Raw genomic sequence first — 15181 nt, forward strand, 5'->3', positions numbered from 1 at the left:
TGGCTTGCGCCACGCGCGCGGTGCGCGGGAGAACGCCCCTGCCGATCTCGGGAAATTGAAACAGATGAGAATTTATAACTATTAGAATGCGAATCGTTCTTAATAATGTTTCGGAGTGGAGCAGGAATGTCGAGGAAGATGGCGGGGCGCAAGGTCGTATCGGTGCTGGCAGGATGCATGGCAATTTACGTGCATCAACAGGTTTTGGCCCAAACCGCAACGCCAGGCGCCTTGCCGGAAATCAGGGTCGATGCAAGTGCAGAGGCCGAAACCGCCACCTCGCCCGTCATCGGCTATCGCGCCAGGAACGCTGCAACCGCGACCAAGACCGACACGCCGCTTTCAGAAACCCCGCAGTCGGTGACCGTGGTCACGCGCGACCAGATGGTCGACCAGGGCGCGGGCAATCTCCAGGACGCGCTCAACTACGCAGCCGGCGTGCGCTCGGATGCCTATGGACTCGACTCGCGGACCGACTCGGTGCGCATCCGGGGCGCCACTCCCGACATTTACCTGGACGGCCTGCGCCAAGCCTACGGCTACTACACCAGCACCACGCGCACCGAGCCCTACACGCTGGAGCGGCTCGAAGTGCTGCGCGGCCCGTCGGGCATGCTGTTCGGCGCGGGTACGGCCGCCGGCGTGGTCAACATGGTGAGCAAGCGGCCCCTGCAAGAGGCGCAGCGCGAAGTGGGCGTGCAGTTCGGCAGCTTCGGCCGCAAGCAGATCCAGGCCGACCTGACCGGCCCGCTGAATGCCGACGGCTCGCTGTCTTACCGCTTGATTGCCTTGCAGCGCAAGTCGGACACGCAGGTCGACTACGTGCCCGACGACCGCAGCGTCATTGCGCCATCGTTGACCTGGCGGCCGAGCGCGGCAACCTCGCTCACGCTGCAAGGCCTGTACCAAAAGGACAAGAGCGGCAGCAGCTCGCAATTCTTCCCGTGGGCGGGCACGTTGCTGCCGAACCCGAACGGACGCATTCCCACTAGCCGCTTCATCGGCGAGCCGGGCTTCGACTACTACGACAGCGAGCGCAAGACCTTCGGCTGGCAGTTCGAACACAAGTTCAACGAGAACTGGACCCTGCGGCAGAACTTCCGCTATGCGCAAAACGAAAACGACAACCGCTACCACTATGGCGCGGCATTCAGCGGCGCCGAAAGCTGGGACGCAACGGACCCGATCTTCAAGCGCACGTTGGGCCGCTACTACGACAGCTACCTGACGCGCAACCGCACGCAGACGCTCGACAACCACGTCGAAGGGCACTTCCAGACCGGTGCGCTCAAGCACACGCTGCTCGTGGGTGCCGACTTTGCGCGCCAACGCGAAAACGTCTGGGGCGGCACCACGTTCGACACCATCGATGCCTACGCGCCCATCTATGGCCACGTCGACATGCCCATACGCGATGCGATGCCGCGCACCCGCCAGCGCCAGAACGGCTTTTACCTGCAGGACCAGATCAAGCTCGACAACTGGATCTTCGTGGCCGGCCTTCGGCACGACAAGGCCGTTTCGAGCGCAGAGGGGAGTGACGCCGAGAAGAGCAGCGCAACCACCAAGCGTTTCGGTGTGATGTACGCCATGCCGTCGGGCTGGTCGCCGTACCTGAGCTACAGCGAATCGTTCACGCCGCAGTCGCCGCGCAATGGGCAGATCTTCACGCCGTTGCGGGGCGAGCAGTGGGAAGCCGGCATCAAGTACGAACCGAAGGACCGCGCACTGGCGTTCAGCGCGGCAGTCTACGACCTGCGCGAGAAGAACCAGATCACTTCGCCGTCGATGAATGTGTACACGCAGGTCGGCAAGACCAAGACCCAGGGCCTCGAGCTCGAGGCCAAGGGCTCGATCGGCTCGAACCTCGATCTGATTGCGCACTACAACTACACCGACGCGGACGAGCTGATCGAAGGCCTGCCGAAGCACCAGGCGAGCGTGTGGGCCAAGTACCGCTTCTCGATCGGCGGCTTGAGCGGGTTCTCGGCCGGCGCAGGCGTGCGCATGATGAGCTCGTTCCGCGACCTGCAATCGGGCGTGGGCCCGCGCGTGCCGGGCGTGACATTGCTCGATGCGGTCTTTGCCTACGAAAATGCCAGCTGGCGCTATGCGCTCAACATCAACAACCTGACTGACAAGACTTACTTCAGTACCTGTCTTTCACGTGGCGACTGCTGGTACGGCTCGCGCCGAAGCGTCGTGGCAAGCGCAACCTACCGTTTTTGATATTCCTCTTTCGACGGGAGCAGTGACGAGATGATGAACAGCCGAAAGATCAAGACCTGGGCCTGGGTGCACAAGTGGAGCAGCCTTGTCTGCACCGTGTTCATGCTGCTGCTGTGCATCACGGGCCTGCCGCTGATCTTCCATCACGAGATCGGGCACTTGCTGGGCACCGAGGTCGAAGCGCCGAAGATGCCGGCGGACACGCCCCGCGTGAGCCTGGACCGCGTGCTCGAAACGGCGCGCTCCAAGCACCCCGACCGCGTGGTGCAGTTCGTCTCGCAGCCCGAGGACGACGACGGCCTCTGGCTGGTCACGCTCACGCCCACGCCTGAGCCTACGGAAGACTTCAAGTCGGTCGCCATCGATGCGCGCACTGGCGCCGTGCTTGCCCAGCCGAAGTTCGACGAAGGCTTCATGTACGTGATGTTCAAGCTGCACGTCGACCTGTTCGCGGGGCTTGCGGGCAAGCTGTTCCTGGGTTTCATGGGCTTGCTGCTGCTCGTGGCCATCGTCTCCGGCGTGGTGCTCTATTCGCCGTTCATGCGCAAGCTCGACTTCGGTACGGTGCGGCGCGAGAAACGGCCACGCCTCAAGTGGCTCGACCTGCACAACCTGCTGGGCATCGTCACGCTCGTGTGGCTGTTCGTGGTGGGCTCCACCGGCATGATCAACACGTGGGCCGACCTGATCATCAAGTACTGGCAGTACGACCAGCTCAGCACGCTCCTTGCGCCTTACAAGAACGAGCCGACCGTGCCCGCCGCCGAGCGCGGGTCGGTGCAGCGGTCCATGGAAGTCGCGCTCAAGCAGGCGCCCGACATGAAGCTGTCGTTCATCGCGTTTCCGGGCACTTCATTCTCGAGCCCGCATCACACCACCTTCTTCCTGCGCGGCAACGAGCCCTTCACGTCCAAGCTGCTGAAACCGGTGCTGGTCGATGCCAAGACGACGCAGGTGACAGCCTCGCCCGAGATGCCCTGGTACCTGACGGCGCTGCTCGTGTCGCAGCCGCTGCACTTCGGCGACTACGCCGGCATGCCGATGCAGATCATCTGGGCGCTGCTCGACATTGCGACCATCATCGTGCTGGGCAGCGGACTCTACCTGTGGCTGAAGCGCGGCAACACCGTACCGGCGCCCGCGGCGCCGCTGCCCGCCGGCGGTGCGGGACGCGGACCGCAGCCTGGCGGAAAACAGCCTGACCCGGCTCCTGCCATGAAGGTGCAGGCATGAAGCCCCGGCACGCCTTCAGGCGCATGTGGGGCTGGCCGATCGCGCTCGGCGTGCTGACCACGTTCGGCCTGATTTCGGCGCTCTTCAGCGACGGTGGTGTGGGAGACATGCTGGCCTGGTTCGCACTTGGCATTCCCGTTGCCGTGTGCGCCTGGTACGGCTGGCGCAGAACCTGATTTTTTCAGCCCGCCCGGGTTGTTGCTAGTACGGGCAGCGCCGCACGCCGAAGCAGAATCGGTGCGATGAAGCCTGCACTCGTCACCGCTGCTGCCCAGTTGTTACTGCTGGGTATTCCGTTCGCTGTGCAGGCACAAGAGGCACAACAGGAGCCGCCGGCCGAAACCGGCCGTGGCCGCTTGCCCGAAGTGACGGTGTCCACCCCCCGCGGTGAAGTTGCACCGTTCGCCGTGCCGGGATCGGTCGACCGCGTCGACGGCGCGGAGATGCGCGACAACCGGCTGCAGGTCAACTTGTCGGAAAGCCTGGGCAGCGTTCCGGGCCTGCAGGTGCAGAACCGCATGAACTATGCGCAAGACCTGCAGCTGTCGATCCGCGGCTTCGGCGCGCGGTCTACCTTCGGGGTGCGCGGTGTGCGGCTGTACGTCGACGGCATTCCCGCCACGCTGCCCGACGGCCAGGGGCAGACTTCCAATATCGACATCGGTTCGCTGGATCGCGTCGAAATCCTGCGCGGGCCGTTCTCGGCGCTGTACGGCAACTCTTCGGGCGGGGTGCTGCAGGCCTTCACCGCATCGGGCGAGGGCGCGCCGCGGCTTTCGTACTCGGCGGCCGGCGGAAGCTTTGGCAGTTGGCGGCAATCGATTCAGGCCAGCGGATCGCGGGGCGCAGTCGACTACCTGCTGAACGCCAGCCGCTTCCAGACGGACGGCTGGCGCGAGCACAGCGCGGCCCGGCGCGACATTGCCAATGGCAAGCTCGGCATAGCGCTCGACAACGGCGACAAGCTCACTCTGGTGCTCAACAGCGTTCGTATCAGCGCGCAAGATCCGCTGGGGCTCACGGCCGACCAGTACGCGCTGGCGCCGCGCAGCGCGGCGTTGGCCACGCAGTTCGACACGCGCAAGACGGTCGAGCAGACGCAGGCTGGCCTGCTCTACGAACGGCGCGTAGGTGCCTCGCAGTCGCTGCGGCTCATGGTGTACGGCGGCGAGCGCAAGACGGTGCAATACCAGTCGATTCCGCCGTCGGCGCAGCAGAATCCGCTGCATGCAGGCGGCGTGATCGATCTCTCACGCCAGTATGGCGGTGTCGATCTGCGCTGGACCGCCGGCTTGCAAATGGCCGACCGGCCGCTCGACCTTGTCGTGGGGCTGGGCTACGACAACTTGCGCGAACAGCGCCTCGGCTACGAGAACTACCTCGGCCGCGTGGCTGCGCCAGTGCTCGGCGTGCAAGGGCGGTTGCGGCGCAGCGAGCGCAACGAGGTCTGGAATCTCGATCCCTACGCGCAGGCCACCTGGCGCTTGTCGGAGCGCTGGACGCTCGAGGCCGGTGTGCGCCGAAGCAGCGTTCACTTCGATTCGCAAGACCGCTACATCGTGGGTGCCAACCGCGACGACAGCGGCAGCGCGCGCTACAGCAAGACCTTGCCGGTGGCTTCGCTGCGCTACCAGGCAACGCCGGACCTGGCGCTTTATGGCTCGGTCGGCCGTGGCTTCGAGACGCCGACGCTGAACGAGCTCTCCTACCGCGCAGGCGGCGCGAGCGGGCTCAACTTTGCCTTGCGGCCCTCGGTCAACGACAGCGTCGAAGTCGGCGCCAAGGCAAGGCTGGGCGGAGGCCTGCTGACGGCCGCGCTGTTCCAGACCCGCACCCGCGACGAGATCGTGACCGACACCAACAGCGGCGGCCGCGCCACCTTCCAGAATGCGGGCCGCACCCGGCGCAACGGCTTCGAACTGGCCTGGCAGCATGAAACGGCCAACCACTGGCGCACGCAGCTTGCCTATACGTGGCTGGACGCACGCTACCGCGATGCCTTCTGCTCGCCGTCGCCCTGCGCGGCATCCAACACCGTGGCGGCGGGCAACCGTATTCCGGGCATCGCGCGGCAATCGCTCTTCGCGTCGCTCGGGTGGGTGCCGCCCGAAGGCTGGCGGGCTGGCGCCGAGATGCGCGCGCTCGGGCGCATGCAGGCCAACGACCTCAACACCGCCGGTGCGCCGGGCTATGCCGTCGCGGCGCTGTATGCCGGCTATCTGAAGAAGTGGGAGCGCTGGGAGTTCAACGCCTTTGCCCGCATCGACAACCTGTTCGACCGCCGCTATGTGGGATCGGTCATCGTCAACGAAGGCAATGCGCGCTATTACGAGCCCGCGCCGGGCCGCAACTGGGCGGTGGGCCTGAGCGGCGCTTACCGCTTCTGACCCACCGCCGGTGGCTTTTTACTTGAGGCCGGCCGCAGCGCGCAGCGCAGCCGCCTGCGTCGTCGCTTCCCAGGTGAACTCGGGCTCTTCGCGGCCGAAGTGGCCGTAGGCCGCGGTCTTCTGGTAGATCGGGCGCAGCAGGTCGAGCATCTGGATGATGCCCTTCGGACGCAAGTCGAAGAACTCGCGCACGAGTTCGGCGATCTTGTCGTCGGGGATCACGCCGGTGCCTTCGGTGTAGACGGTGATGTTCATCGGCTGCGCCACGCCAATGGCGTAGGCCACCTGGATCTGGCACTGGCGCGCCAGGCCCGCGGCCACGATGTTCTTGGCCACGTAGCGCGCGGCGTAGGCGGCCGAGCGGTCGACCTTCGACGGGTCCTTGCCCGAGAACGCGCCGCCGCCGTGCGGGCAGGCGCCGCCGTAGGTGTCGACGATGATCTTGCGGCCGGTCAGGCCGCAGTCGCCCTGCGGGCCCCCGATGACGAAGCGGCCGGTCGGGTTGATCAGGTAGCGCGTGTTCTGCAGCCATTCCTTTGGCAGCACGGGCTTGATGATCTCTTCGATGATGGCTTCGTTGAACGAGGCCTTCATCTTGGTGGGCGTTTCGCTCTGGTCGGGGCTGTGCTGGGTGGAGAGCACCACGGTGTCGATGCTGTGCGGCTTGCCGTCCACGTAGCGCATCGTGACCTGGCTCTTGGCATCGGGGCGCAGGAAGGGCAGGCGGCCGTCCTTGCGCAGCTGGGCTTGGCGCTCCACCAGGCGGTGCGCATAGTAGATGGGCGCGGGCATCAGCTCGGGCGTTTCGTCGCAGGCGTAGCCGAACATCAGGCCCTGGTCGCCGGCGCCGGTGTTCAGGTGGTCGTCCGATGCGTGGTCGACGCCCTGGGCGATGTCGTTGGACTGCTTGTCGTAGCAGACCATCACCGCGCAGCCCTTGTAGTCGATGCCGTAGTCGGTGTTGTCGTAGCCGATGCGCTTGATGGTGTCGCGCGCCACCTGGATGTAGTCGACGTGCGCGTTGGTGGTGATTTCGCCCGCGAGCACCACCAGGCCGGTGTTGGTCAGCGTTTCGGCGGCCACGCGGCTGCGCGGGTCCTGCTCGAAGATCGCGTCCAGGATGGCGTCCGAGATCTGGTCGGCGACCTTGTCGGGGTGGCCTTCGGAAACGGATTCGGAAGTGAAGAGGAAGTCGTTCGCCATTTTGTTCAAAGCTCCTTGAAGTGATTTGGCGCGTTGCCAACTCTGCGGAGCCCTGGCGAACGCTTTAGCAGATGCCGACGAATCGGCGGGGCACAATCGCTCTTGCGCTTGTGTTTGTCGCCCTGCAAGTTGTTCCGTAACTCGGCGACAATTTGCATTCTATTCGAGCCGCGCCAAATCGTGCGCGCGCGTCCTGGTATTCACTCCCTGTTGTCAGCCCATGGTCACCCTGTTCCGCCTGCTTGCCCGCATACCGATGCCGCTGATGCATCGGCTGGGGGCGTTGCTTGGCTGGATGGTCTGGTGGTGTGCCCCCGATTACCGCCGCCGTTTCAAGGCCAATGCCGAAAACGCGGGTTTCACGCCCGACCAGTACCGCCCCGCCATCGCGGCCGCCGGCCAGATGGCCGCCGAGCTGCCCTGGCTCTGGCTGCGCCCGCAGGGCGAAAGCGTGCTCCGGCGCGTGGTGCGTTGGGAAGGCGTCGAGGCTTTCGAAGCCGCCATGCAGGCAAAAAAGGGCGTGATCCTCGTGGCGCCGCACCTGGGCAGCTGGGAGATGTGCGGCCAGGCCATCGGCGAGCGTTTTCTCCAGGCCTTCGGGCCTATCACGGCGCTGTTCCGCCCCGCCCGCAAGAAATGGATGGCCGAGCTGATTGCCGCGGGCTCGCGCGACCGCCCTGGCCTGCAGACCCTGCCGACCAACAACACCGGCGTGCGCGGCCTCATCCGCACGCTGCGCAGCGGCGGCTACACCGGCATCCTGCCGGACCAGGTGCCGCCGCTGGGGCAGGGCGTGTGGGCGCCTTTTCTTGGCCGCCCGGCCTACACCATGACACTGCTGCCGCGCCTCGCGCAGCAGACCGGCGCCGCCTGTTTCCTGAGCGTGTGCGAAAGGCTGCCGCGCGGTGCGGGCTACGTGATCCGCTTCGAACCCATCGTGGGCACTGCGCTCACCGATCCCAAGGCGTCCATCGAAGATGCCGCAGCTGCAATGAACGACGCCATCGGCCGCCTGATCCACAGCCTGCCCGGCCAGTACGTCTGGGATTACGCACGCTACAAGGAGCCGCGCGGCGAGACCGTCGTGGCGGCCGCCGCCAACGGGGAGCAGGCGCAATGAGTCTCGGCTCCCGTCTCGGCATCGGCTTCATGCGCGCGATTGCGCCGCTGCCCTTGCCGCTGGTTCGCGGCTTTGGCGCGTTGCTGGGCCGCGTCCTCCACACCGTTGCCGTACCGCGCCGGCGCGTGGTCGATACCAACCTGGCGGTGTGCTTTCCGGGTAAATCCGAAGCCGAACGCCGCCGCATTGCGCGCGAGACCTTCGTCTATGTGGCGCAGTCGTGGCTCGACCGCAGCTGGTTGTGGCATGCGCCTGAAAAAGTGGTGGCGAGCCGGCTCAAGGTGGTGGGCGCCGCGCGGGAGATCGACGAAATCGCCAACGGCGACGAGCCGATGATCCTGTTTGCGCCGCATTTCTACGGCCTCGATGCCGCGGCCACGGCATTGACCATGCACACGCCGCGGCCCTCTGCCACCATCTACACGACCCAGCGCGATCCGATGGTCGACGAATGGATCCGCGAAGGCCGCACGCGCTTCGGCAACGTGGCGGCGCTCAATCGGGTGGACGGCATCAAGCCGGTGCTCGGCGGCTTGCGCAAGGGCGGGCTCCTGTACCTGCTGCCCGACATGGACTTTGGCCGGGACCAGACGATCTTCGTGCCGTTCTACGGCGTACAGGCCGCCACCGTGCCCTCGCTCTCGCGCTTCGCCCGGCTGGGCAAGGCCAAGGTGGTGCCGATCGTCTCCAGGCTCACGCCGGAAGGCTATGAGATTCAGGTGCTGCCGGCGTGGCAGAACTTTCCGACGGACGATGTCGAGGCCGACACGGCGCTCATGAACGAGCGGCTGCAGGGCTACATCGACAAGATGCCGTCCCAGTACTACTGGGTGCATCGCCGCTTCAAGACGCGGCCCGAGGGCGCGCCGTCGATCTATTGAAGAAGCAAAGCGGCTCCTTCAGTTCCGCTTCAGGAAGGCCTCGATTTCGCTCGCCACCAGCTGCGGCTGCTCGTGAATGATCCAGTGGGTGGCGTTCGGTACCTTCTTGATCTCCAGCTTGGGCACGTATTCCTCCAGGCCTTCGAGCAGGCCCGGCAACAGCGCGGCGTCGTCGAGCGCCCAGAAGACGAAGGTGGGCACGTTCACCGTGAGCCGTTCGCGCGGCAGCACCGGGATGCCGTCGATGCTCTGGCCCGGCAGCGGCGGCTTCATCGGCGTGACGCGGTAGAGATTGCAGGCGCCGGTGAGGCCGGCGTTCCACACCTCGCGGTACTGCTGCTTTACCTCTTCAGTCAGCCAGCCGAAGCCGTCGGGGCCGGCCTTCATCAGCGTGAAGAAGGGCCACATGCGCTTGAAGTCGTCGGCCGAGAGCAGGGCCTCCGCGTCTGGCCTGGCCAGAAAGTTCATGTAGGCGCTGGCTTGCTGCTGCGCCGGGTTGTTGCGTAGTTCGCGCGTGAAGGTGCCGGGGTGCGGTGAGTTGATGATGACCAGCCGGCCGACCTGCTCCGGAAAAGCGTTGGCATAGCCCCAGCCGAAAGCGCCGCCCCAATCGTGCGCCACCAGCGCGGCCATGGTGCCGTCGGCGCTCTCGGTGGCTACCAGTTGCTGGATGTCCTGGATCAGCAGGTGGGCCTTGTAGGCGGGAACCTCGGCCGGGGCGCTCGACTTTTCGAAGCCGCGCAAATTGGGTGCAAGACAGCGGTAGCCGCCATGTTCAGGCTGGGCGAAATACGCGAGCAGCTCGTCCCAGATGAAAGCGGCCTCCGGAAAGCCATGGAGGAACACCATCAGCGGGCGTCCGGGCGTTCCGGTTGCCCGGCAGCTCAGCGTGGTTCCGTTGGGCAGGCTGCGCTGGAAGGTCTCGATCATGCTTTGTCTCCTTCAACTTCCGTTGCTATTGTTTTCATAGTGGATCACGCAGATGGGACAGCAGCGAGCCGGGTTTCCCTAGGTGTCTTCCGGGGCCCCGGGCTGCTCGGCTTCCGCTGGTGCTTCCCCGGGGGGATGAGCCCAGCGCCACAGCAGTTCGGCGGCTTCTCCCACGCCCTGTTTCTTGAGGGCGGAAAACAGTTTGACCTCGCCGCCGCCGGCCTGCAGTCGCGTAATGGACAGCACCTTGGCGCCTTCGCTGCGGGTGAGCTTGTCGGACTTGGTCAAGAGAACGAGGAACTTGAGACCTTGCTCGACGCGCGGGCGGATCACGTCGAGCAGGATTTCGTCGAGCTCGGTGAGGCCCTGGCGCGGGTCGCACATCAGCACCACGCCGCGCAGGTTTTCGCGCGTCATCAGGTAGTTGCCCATGACGCGCTGCCAGCGCAGCTTGGCTTCCTTGGGAACCGCTGCGTAGCCGTAGCCCGGCAGGTCGGCCAGCACGGCGTCGTCGGCTTTCTGCTTGCCGACGCCGAACAGGTTGATGTGCTGCGTGCGGCCCGGCGTCTTGGATGCGAAGGCCAGCCGCGTTTGCTGGGTGAGCGTGTTGATCGCGGTCGACTTGCCCGCATTCGAACGGCCGACGAAGGCGATTTCGGGCAGGTCCAGCGGAGGCAAATGCTCGAGCTGCGGGGCGCTGGTCAGGAAGTGGGCGGTGTGCAGCCAGCCGAGCGCAGTGCGCTCGCGCTCGGCGACGATGGGGTCCACGGCAGGGGTCGCGCGGGAAGGGGGAGCAGCGTGCTTGCGCGACGGGGTAGTCATCAATGAGCTTTCGGAACGGGCCGCCATTGTAGAATCGCGGGGTTTTGCGCCAATAAATCGAGCCCCCGATATGAAGTTGTTTGCCAATTTTCTGCTTGCAGCCCTCATGGGCGTCGCAGCCAGCGCGAGCCTTGCGGCTGACGAACATGCAGCCGCACCGGCTGCACCCGCCGCGGCCAAGCCGGCCAAGCCCGATCCCGCCAAGGGCGACGCGGTGTTCAATTCCGCCGCCCAGGCCTGTGCCTCGTGCCACAACGCAGACGGCAACTCGGCCGTTGCGGCAAACCCCAAGCTGGCGCAGCAGCACCCCGAGTACATCCTCAAGCAGTTGCAGGACTTCAAGTCCGGCAAGCGCAAGAGCCCCATCATGCAACCCATGGCCGCCAAGCTGTCCGACGAGGACATGCGCAACATCGCCTGGTTCGTGGGCTCCAAGAAAATCAAGACCGGCTTCTCCAAGGAGAAGGACACCGTGGCGCTCGGCGAAAAAATCTACCGCGGCGGCATTTCCGACCGCCAGATTCCGGCCTGCGCCGGCTGCCACAGCCCCAACGGCGCCGGCATGCCCGCGCAGTACCCGCGCCTGGGCGGCCAGCACGCCGACTACACGGTGGCACAGCTTGTTGCCTTCCGGGACAACGTGCGCCAGAACAGCGCGCCCATGACGGGCGTGGCTGCAAAGCTCAATGACCGGGAAATCAAGGCCGTTGCCGACTACATTGCCGGCCTGCGCTGACGCCACGCGCTTCAGCGTGAACTAACCGCCGATAAAAAACCCAAACAAAGGGCGGGCCGATCCAGTTGGATGGCCCGCCCTTTGCTTTTTCTTTATTCCTTTCTGCCCCCACCGATGTCTGTCTCCACCCATGGCCTTCGCGTCCATCGCGGCCCGCAAGTGCTTCGCGCTGCGGTGGAGCTGTTTTCGTCGATGCGGTTCGCAATTGCGCTGCTTACCGTCATCTGCATTGCGTCGATCATCGGCACCGTGCTCAAGCAGCACGAATCGATCAACAACTACATCAACCAGTTCGGGCCGTTCTGGGCCGAACTGTTTCGCACGGCCAAGCTCGATTCGGTCTACAGCGCCTGGTGGTTCCTGCTGATCCTGCTGTTCCTGGTGATCAGCACGTCGCTGTGCATCGCGCGCAACACGCCGCGCATTTTTGTGGACCTGAAGACCTTCAAGGAAAACATCCGCGCGCAGAGCCTCAAGGCCTTTGGCCAGCGCGCTGAAAACCAGCTTGCCGAGGAGCCGGCAGTGGCGGCCAATCGCATCGGCCAGTTGCTGGTGAGCGGCGGCTGGAAGGTCAAGCTGCAGCAGCGCGAAGCCACAGACGGCCAGACCGGTGCCGGCTGGATGGTTGCCGCCCGTGCCGGCGGCGCCCACAAGCTTGGCTACATTGCCGCCCACAGCGCCATCGTGCTGGTGTGCATTGGCGGCCTGCTCGACGGCGACCTGGTGGTGCGCGCCCAGACGTGGTTCAACGGCAAGAGCGTGTTCACCGGCGGCGGCATGATTGCCGACGTGCCGCCCCAGCACCGGCTGTCGCCGCGCAACCCGACCTTCCGCGGCAACATCCTGGTGCCTGAAGGCGGGCAGGGCAGCGTGGCCATCCTGCAGCAATCGGACGGCGTGCTGCTGCAGGAGCTGCCGTTCTCGATCGAGCTCAAGAAGTTCATCGTCGACTATTACTCGACCGGCATGCCCAAGCTGTTTGCAAGCGAGGTGGTGCTGCACGATCGCGAGACCGGTGCGCAGGTGCCCGCGCGCATCGAAGTCAATCATCCGGCCAGCTACAAGGGTGTGGAAATCTACCAGTCGAGCTTCGACGACGGCGGCTCCAAGGTGAAGCTCAAGGCGGTGCCCATGGCGGCCGCCGCCAAGCCATTCGAGGTCGATGGCGTCATTGGCGGGCCGAGCACCGAAATTACCAACGGCAAGGAAAAGCTCACGCTCGAATATGCTGCGCTGCGCGTGATCAACGTCGAGAATTTTGCCGACGGCGGCGCCATGGGCAGCGGTGCCGATGTGCGCAAGGTCGACCTGCGCCACGACATCGAGTCGCGCCTGGGCGCGGCCAACAAGACCACCAAGCCGAAGGTGCTGCGCAATATCGGCCCGAGCATCGGCTACAAGCTGCGCGACGCCGCGGGCCAGGCGCGCGAATACCAGAACTACATGGTGCCGGTCGACACCGGCGACGGCCAGCCGGTGTTCCTGCTCGGCATGCGCGAAAAGCCTGAAGAGCCGTTCCGCTACCTTCGCGTGCCCGCCGACGAACAGGGCAGCATGGACGGCTTCGTGCGCATGCGCGCCTCGCTCGCCGATGCCGATACCCGCACGCGTGCGGTCGAGCGCTACATTGCCAAGGCCGTGGATCCGAAGCGGCCCGAAATGGCCGAGCAGTTGCGCGTTTCGGCGGCGCGCGCCCTGGCATTGTTTGCGGGCAGCGAGCGTGCCAAGGCCGATGCCACCACGATGGGCGGTTGGCAGGCCATTGCGGAATTCATGGAAGCCAACGTGCCCGAGCCCGAGCGCGAGCGCGCCGGTGCGGTGCTGGTGCGCATCCTGAACGACGTGCTGTTCGAGATGCTCAACCTGAGCCGCGAGGGTGCGGGGCTCGCAGCCTTGCCGAGCGACGAGAAGTCGCAGGCGTTTCTTACGCAGGCGGTGCTGGCCATCAGCGATGCGCATTTCTATCCGGCACCGGTCGCCATGATGATGACCGACTTCACCCAGGTGCAGGCCAGCGTTTTCCAGGTGGCGCGTGCGCCCGGCAAGAACGTGGTCTATCTGGGCTGCCTGTTGCTGATCGTCGGGATTTTTGCCATGCTGTACGTGCGCGAGCGCCGGCTCTGGGTATGGCTGACGCCCGGCAGCGCAAGCCACGGAGACAACACCACAACGGATGCCACGATGGCTTTCTCCGTCAATCGCAAGACGATCGACAGCGATCGCGAGTTCGAGCACCTCAAGCACAGGCTGCTTGCCTTGAAAAAAGAAGGATCGGCGTCGCCATGAACACCACCACCCTCACGCTCCACGAAAGCTGGTTTTCGCGCCGCAACCTGTTCGATTGGGTGTTCGCCGCACTGGTGCTTGCCGGCGGCCTCTTTGCCTTTGCGCGATATGCGGGCTCAATGGATTCGTACGAGAAGCCCATCCTCGTTGCCGCAATGGTCTCCGTGATTGCCGTCGGCTGGTTCTGGCGTCCGCTGCGTGTACTCGCCATTGTCGTGGCCGCGGCATCCCTGCTGGCGATCAGTTCCTACCAGGGCGACCTGGCGCGCGCAGACACGGTGTTCTGGCTCAAGTATTTCCTGTCGAGCCAATCGGCCATTCTCTGGATGAGCGTGCTGTTCTTCATGAGCACGCTGTTCTACTGGCTCGGTTTCTTCGGCGGCAAGCAGGGCGATACCTTCGACCTGATCGGCTCCCGCCTTACCTGGGCCGCCATTGCCATGGCGCTCATCGGCACCATGGTGCGCTGGTACGAGAGCCACCTGCTCGGGCCGGACATCGGGCACATCCCGGTCAGCAACCTGTACGAAGTGTTCGTGCTGTTCTGCTGGCTCACCGCGGCCTTCTACCTGTACTTCGAATCGCGCTACGGCACACGAGCACTCGGTGCATTCGTCATGCTGGTGGTGAGCGCGGCAGTCGGCTTCCTTCTCTGGTACACGCTGGTGCGCAACGCACACGAGATCCAGCCGCTGGTGCCTGCGCTGCAGAGTTGGTGGATGAAGCTGCACGTGCCGGCCAACTTCATCGGCTATGGCACTTTTGCGCTCGCGGCCATGGTGGCCTTTGCCTACCTCATCAAGGAGCAGGCGGGCGAGACGCGCTGGTACAAGCTCACGCCGATCTGGCTCTTGGGCGTGGCGCTGTGCTTCGTGCCGGTGGCGTTTCGCCAGCGCGTGCAGGAGGCCGGGGGCAGCTACTGGGTGATTTATGCAGGCATCTCGGCGCTGATTGCCGCGGGCATTCTGGTCGGCCGCAAGCGCATAGCCGCACGGTTGCCGGCCAACGAGGTGCTCGACGACGTGATGTACAAGTCGATCACCGTCGGTTTTGCATTCTTCACCATTGCAACCGTGCTCGGCGCCTTGTGGGCGGCCGACGCCTGGGGCGGCTACTGGAGCTGGGACCCGAAGGAAACCTGGGCCCTGATCGTCTGGCTCAACTATGCGGCCTGGCTGCACATGCGGCTGGTCAAGGGTTTGCGCGGCACCGTGGCGGCCTGGTGGGCGCTGGCGGGGCTGGCGGTCACCACCTTTGCCTTCCTTGGCGTGAACATGTTCCTGAGCGGACTGCACAGTTACGGCACCTTGTAGCCCCGGGCCGCTGGTTTTTCGCGAAGAATCGAATCCACGCG

At 65.1% G+C, this 15181-nt stretch carries 12 protein-coding genes; 9 read left to right on the top strand and 3 right to left on the bottom strand.

Features of this window, described 5'->3' with window-relative positions; translation table 11 throughout:
* The first annotated feature begins 126 nt into the window (after positions 1-126).
* The 4 genes from QHG62_RS02715 (at position 127) to QHG62_RS02730 (ending at position 5849) form a co-directional block, all read left to right on the top strand.
* Positions 127-2229 (top strand): TonB-dependent siderophore receptor, encoded by a 2103-nt coding sequence (locus QHG62_RS02715; RefSeq protein WP_281149293.1) that lies wholly within the window; start codon positions 127-129, stop codon positions 2227-2229.
* Positions 2230-2262: 33 nt separating this feature from the next.
* Positions 2263-3462: a PepSY-associated TM helix domain-containing protein gene (locus QHG62_RS02720; RefSeq protein WP_281151478.1), complete on the top strand. Its 1200-nt coding sequence runs from the start codon at positions 2263-2265 to the stop codon at positions 3460-3462.
* The gene (locus QHG62_RS02725) at positions 3459-3638 is read left to right on the top strand and encodes a hypothetical protein (protein WP_281149294.1); all 180 of its coding nucleotides are present in this window, start codon (positions 3459-3461) and stop codon (positions 3636-3638) included. The genes QHG62_RS02720 and QHG62_RS02725 overlap by 4 nt, the downstream gene beginning before the upstream one ends.
* 66 nt (positions 3639-3704) lie before the next feature.
* Entirely contained in the window at positions 3705-5849 is a 2145-nt protein-coding gene (locus QHG62_RS02730; RefSeq protein ID WP_281149296.1) for a TonB-dependent receptor, read from the top strand.
* A gap of 18 nt (positions 5850-5867) precedes the next feature.
* Here the strand turns inward: QHG62_RS02730 and metK are convergent, their stop codons facing one another.
* Complete coding sequence (gene metK / locus QHG62_RS02735; RefSeq protein WP_126745502.1) at positions 5868-7052, bottom strand: methionine adenosyltransferase; 1185 nt, start codon at positions 7050-7052, stop codon at positions 5868-5870.
* Between the two features lie 220 nt (positions 7053-7272).
* Here metK and QHG62_RS02740 point away from each other — a divergent pair, with 220 nt between their 5' ends.
* Entirely contained in the window at positions 7273-8172 is a 900-nt protein-coding gene (locus QHG62_RS02740) for a lysophospholipid acyltransferase family protein (RefSeq protein WP_281149297.1), read from the top strand.
* Positions 8169-9053 (top strand): lipid A biosynthesis acyltransferase, encoded by an 885-nt coding sequence (locus tag QHG62_RS02745; RefSeq protein WP_281149298.1) that lies wholly within the window; start codon positions 8169-8171, stop codon positions 9051-9053. The genes QHG62_RS02740 and QHG62_RS02745 overlap by 4 nt, the downstream gene beginning before the upstream one ends.
* An 18-nt stretch (positions 9054-9071) precedes the next feature.
* On the opposite strand, the gene QHG62_RS02750 is transcribed toward QHG62_RS02745, so the two are convergent.
* Together QHG62_RS02750 and yihA are read right to left on the bottom strand one after the other, a co-directional pair.
* Positions 9072-9983, bottom strand: coding sequence for an alpha/beta fold hydrolase (locus QHG62_RS02750; protein ID WP_281149299.1), 912 nt, complete (start codon positions 9981-9983; stop codon positions 9072-9074).
* A 78-nt stretch (positions 9984-10061) separates the two neighbouring features.
* Positions 10062-10805, bottom strand: a complete 744-nt coding sequence (gene yihA / locus QHG62_RS02755) for a ribosome biogenesis GTP-binding protein YihA/YsxC (RefSeq protein ID WP_281149300.1) — start codon at positions 10803-10805, stop codon at positions 10062-10064.
* A gap of 70 nt (positions 10806-10875) precedes the next feature.
* On the opposite strand from yihA, the gene QHG62_RS02760 reads away from it, so the two are divergent.
* The 3 genes from QHG62_RS02760 to ccsB all read left to right on the top strand — a co-directional run bounded on the left by QHG62_RS02760 (position 10876) and on the right by ccsB (position 15140).
* Positions 10876-11541: a c-type cytochrome gene (locus QHG62_RS02760; protein WP_281149301.1), complete on the top strand. Its 666-nt coding sequence runs from the start codon at positions 10876-10878 to the stop codon at positions 11539-11541.
* A 114-nt stretch (positions 11542-11655) separates the two neighbouring features.
* Complete coding sequence (locus QHG62_RS02765; RefSeq protein WP_281149302.1) at positions 11656-13827, top strand: cytochrome c biogenesis protein ResB; 2172 nt, start codon at positions 11656-11658, stop codon at positions 13825-13827.
* Positions 13824-15140, top strand: a complete 1317-nt coding sequence (gene ccsB / locus QHG62_RS02770) for a c-type cytochrome biogenesis protein CcsB (RefSeq protein ID WP_281149303.1) — start codon at positions 13824-13826, stop codon at positions 15138-15140. The genes QHG62_RS02765 and ccsB overlap by 4 nt, the downstream gene beginning before the upstream one ends.
* Positions 15141-15181 lie beyond the last annotated feature (41 nt).

The organism is Variovorax paradoxus, from assembly GCF_029919115.1.
Lineage (GTDB): Bacteria > Pseudomonadota > Gammaproteobacteria > Burkholderiales > Burkholderiaceae_C > Variovorax > Variovorax paradoxus_O.

Coding starts and splice junctions, on each gene's coding strand:
- QHG62_RS02715 (WP_281149293.1), top strand. CDS start 127: ATGTCGAGGAAGATGGCGGGGCGCAAGGTCGTATCGGTGCTGGCAGGA.
- QHG62_RS02720 (WP_281151478.1), top strand. CDS start 2,263: ATGAACAGCCGAAAGATCAAGACCTGGGCCTGGGTGCACAAGTGGAGC.
- QHG62_RS02725 (WP_281149294.1), top strand. CDS start 3,459: ATGAAGCCCCGGCACGCCTTCAGGCGCATGTGGGGCTGGCCGATCGCG.
- QHG62_RS02730 (WP_281149296.1), top strand. CDS start 3,705: ATGAAGCCTGCACTCGTCACCGCTGCTGCCCAGTTGTTACTGCTGGGT.
- metK (WP_126745502.1), bottom strand. CDS start 7,052: ATGGCGAACGACTTCCTCTTCACTTCCGAATCCGTTTCCGAAGGCCAC.
- QHG62_RS02740 (WP_281149297.1), top strand. CDS start 7,273: ATGGTCACCCTGTTCCGCCTGCTTGCCCGCATACCGATGCCGCTGATG.
- QHG62_RS02745 (WP_281149298.1), top strand. CDS start 8,169: ATGAGTCTCGGCTCCCGTCTCGGCATCGGCTTCATGCGCGCGATTGCG.
- QHG62_RS02750 (WP_281149299.1), bottom strand. CDS start 9,983: ATGATCGAGACCTTCCAGCGCAGCCTGCCCAACGGAACCACGCTGAGC.
- yihA (WP_281149300.1), bottom strand. CDS start 10,805: ATGACTACCCCGTCGCGCAAGCACGCTGCTCCCCCTTCCCGCGCGACC.
- QHG62_RS02760 (WP_281149301.1), top strand. CDS start 10,876: ATGAAGTTGTTTGCCAATTTTCTGCTTGCAGCCCTCATGGGCGTCGCA.
- QHG62_RS02765 (WP_281149302.1), top strand. CDS start 11,656: ATGTCTGTCTCCACCCATGGCCTTCGCGTCCATCGCGGCCCGCAAGTG.
- ccsB (WP_281149303.1), top strand. CDS start 13,824: ATGAACACCACCACCCTCACGCTCCACGAAAGCTGGTTTTCGCGCCGC.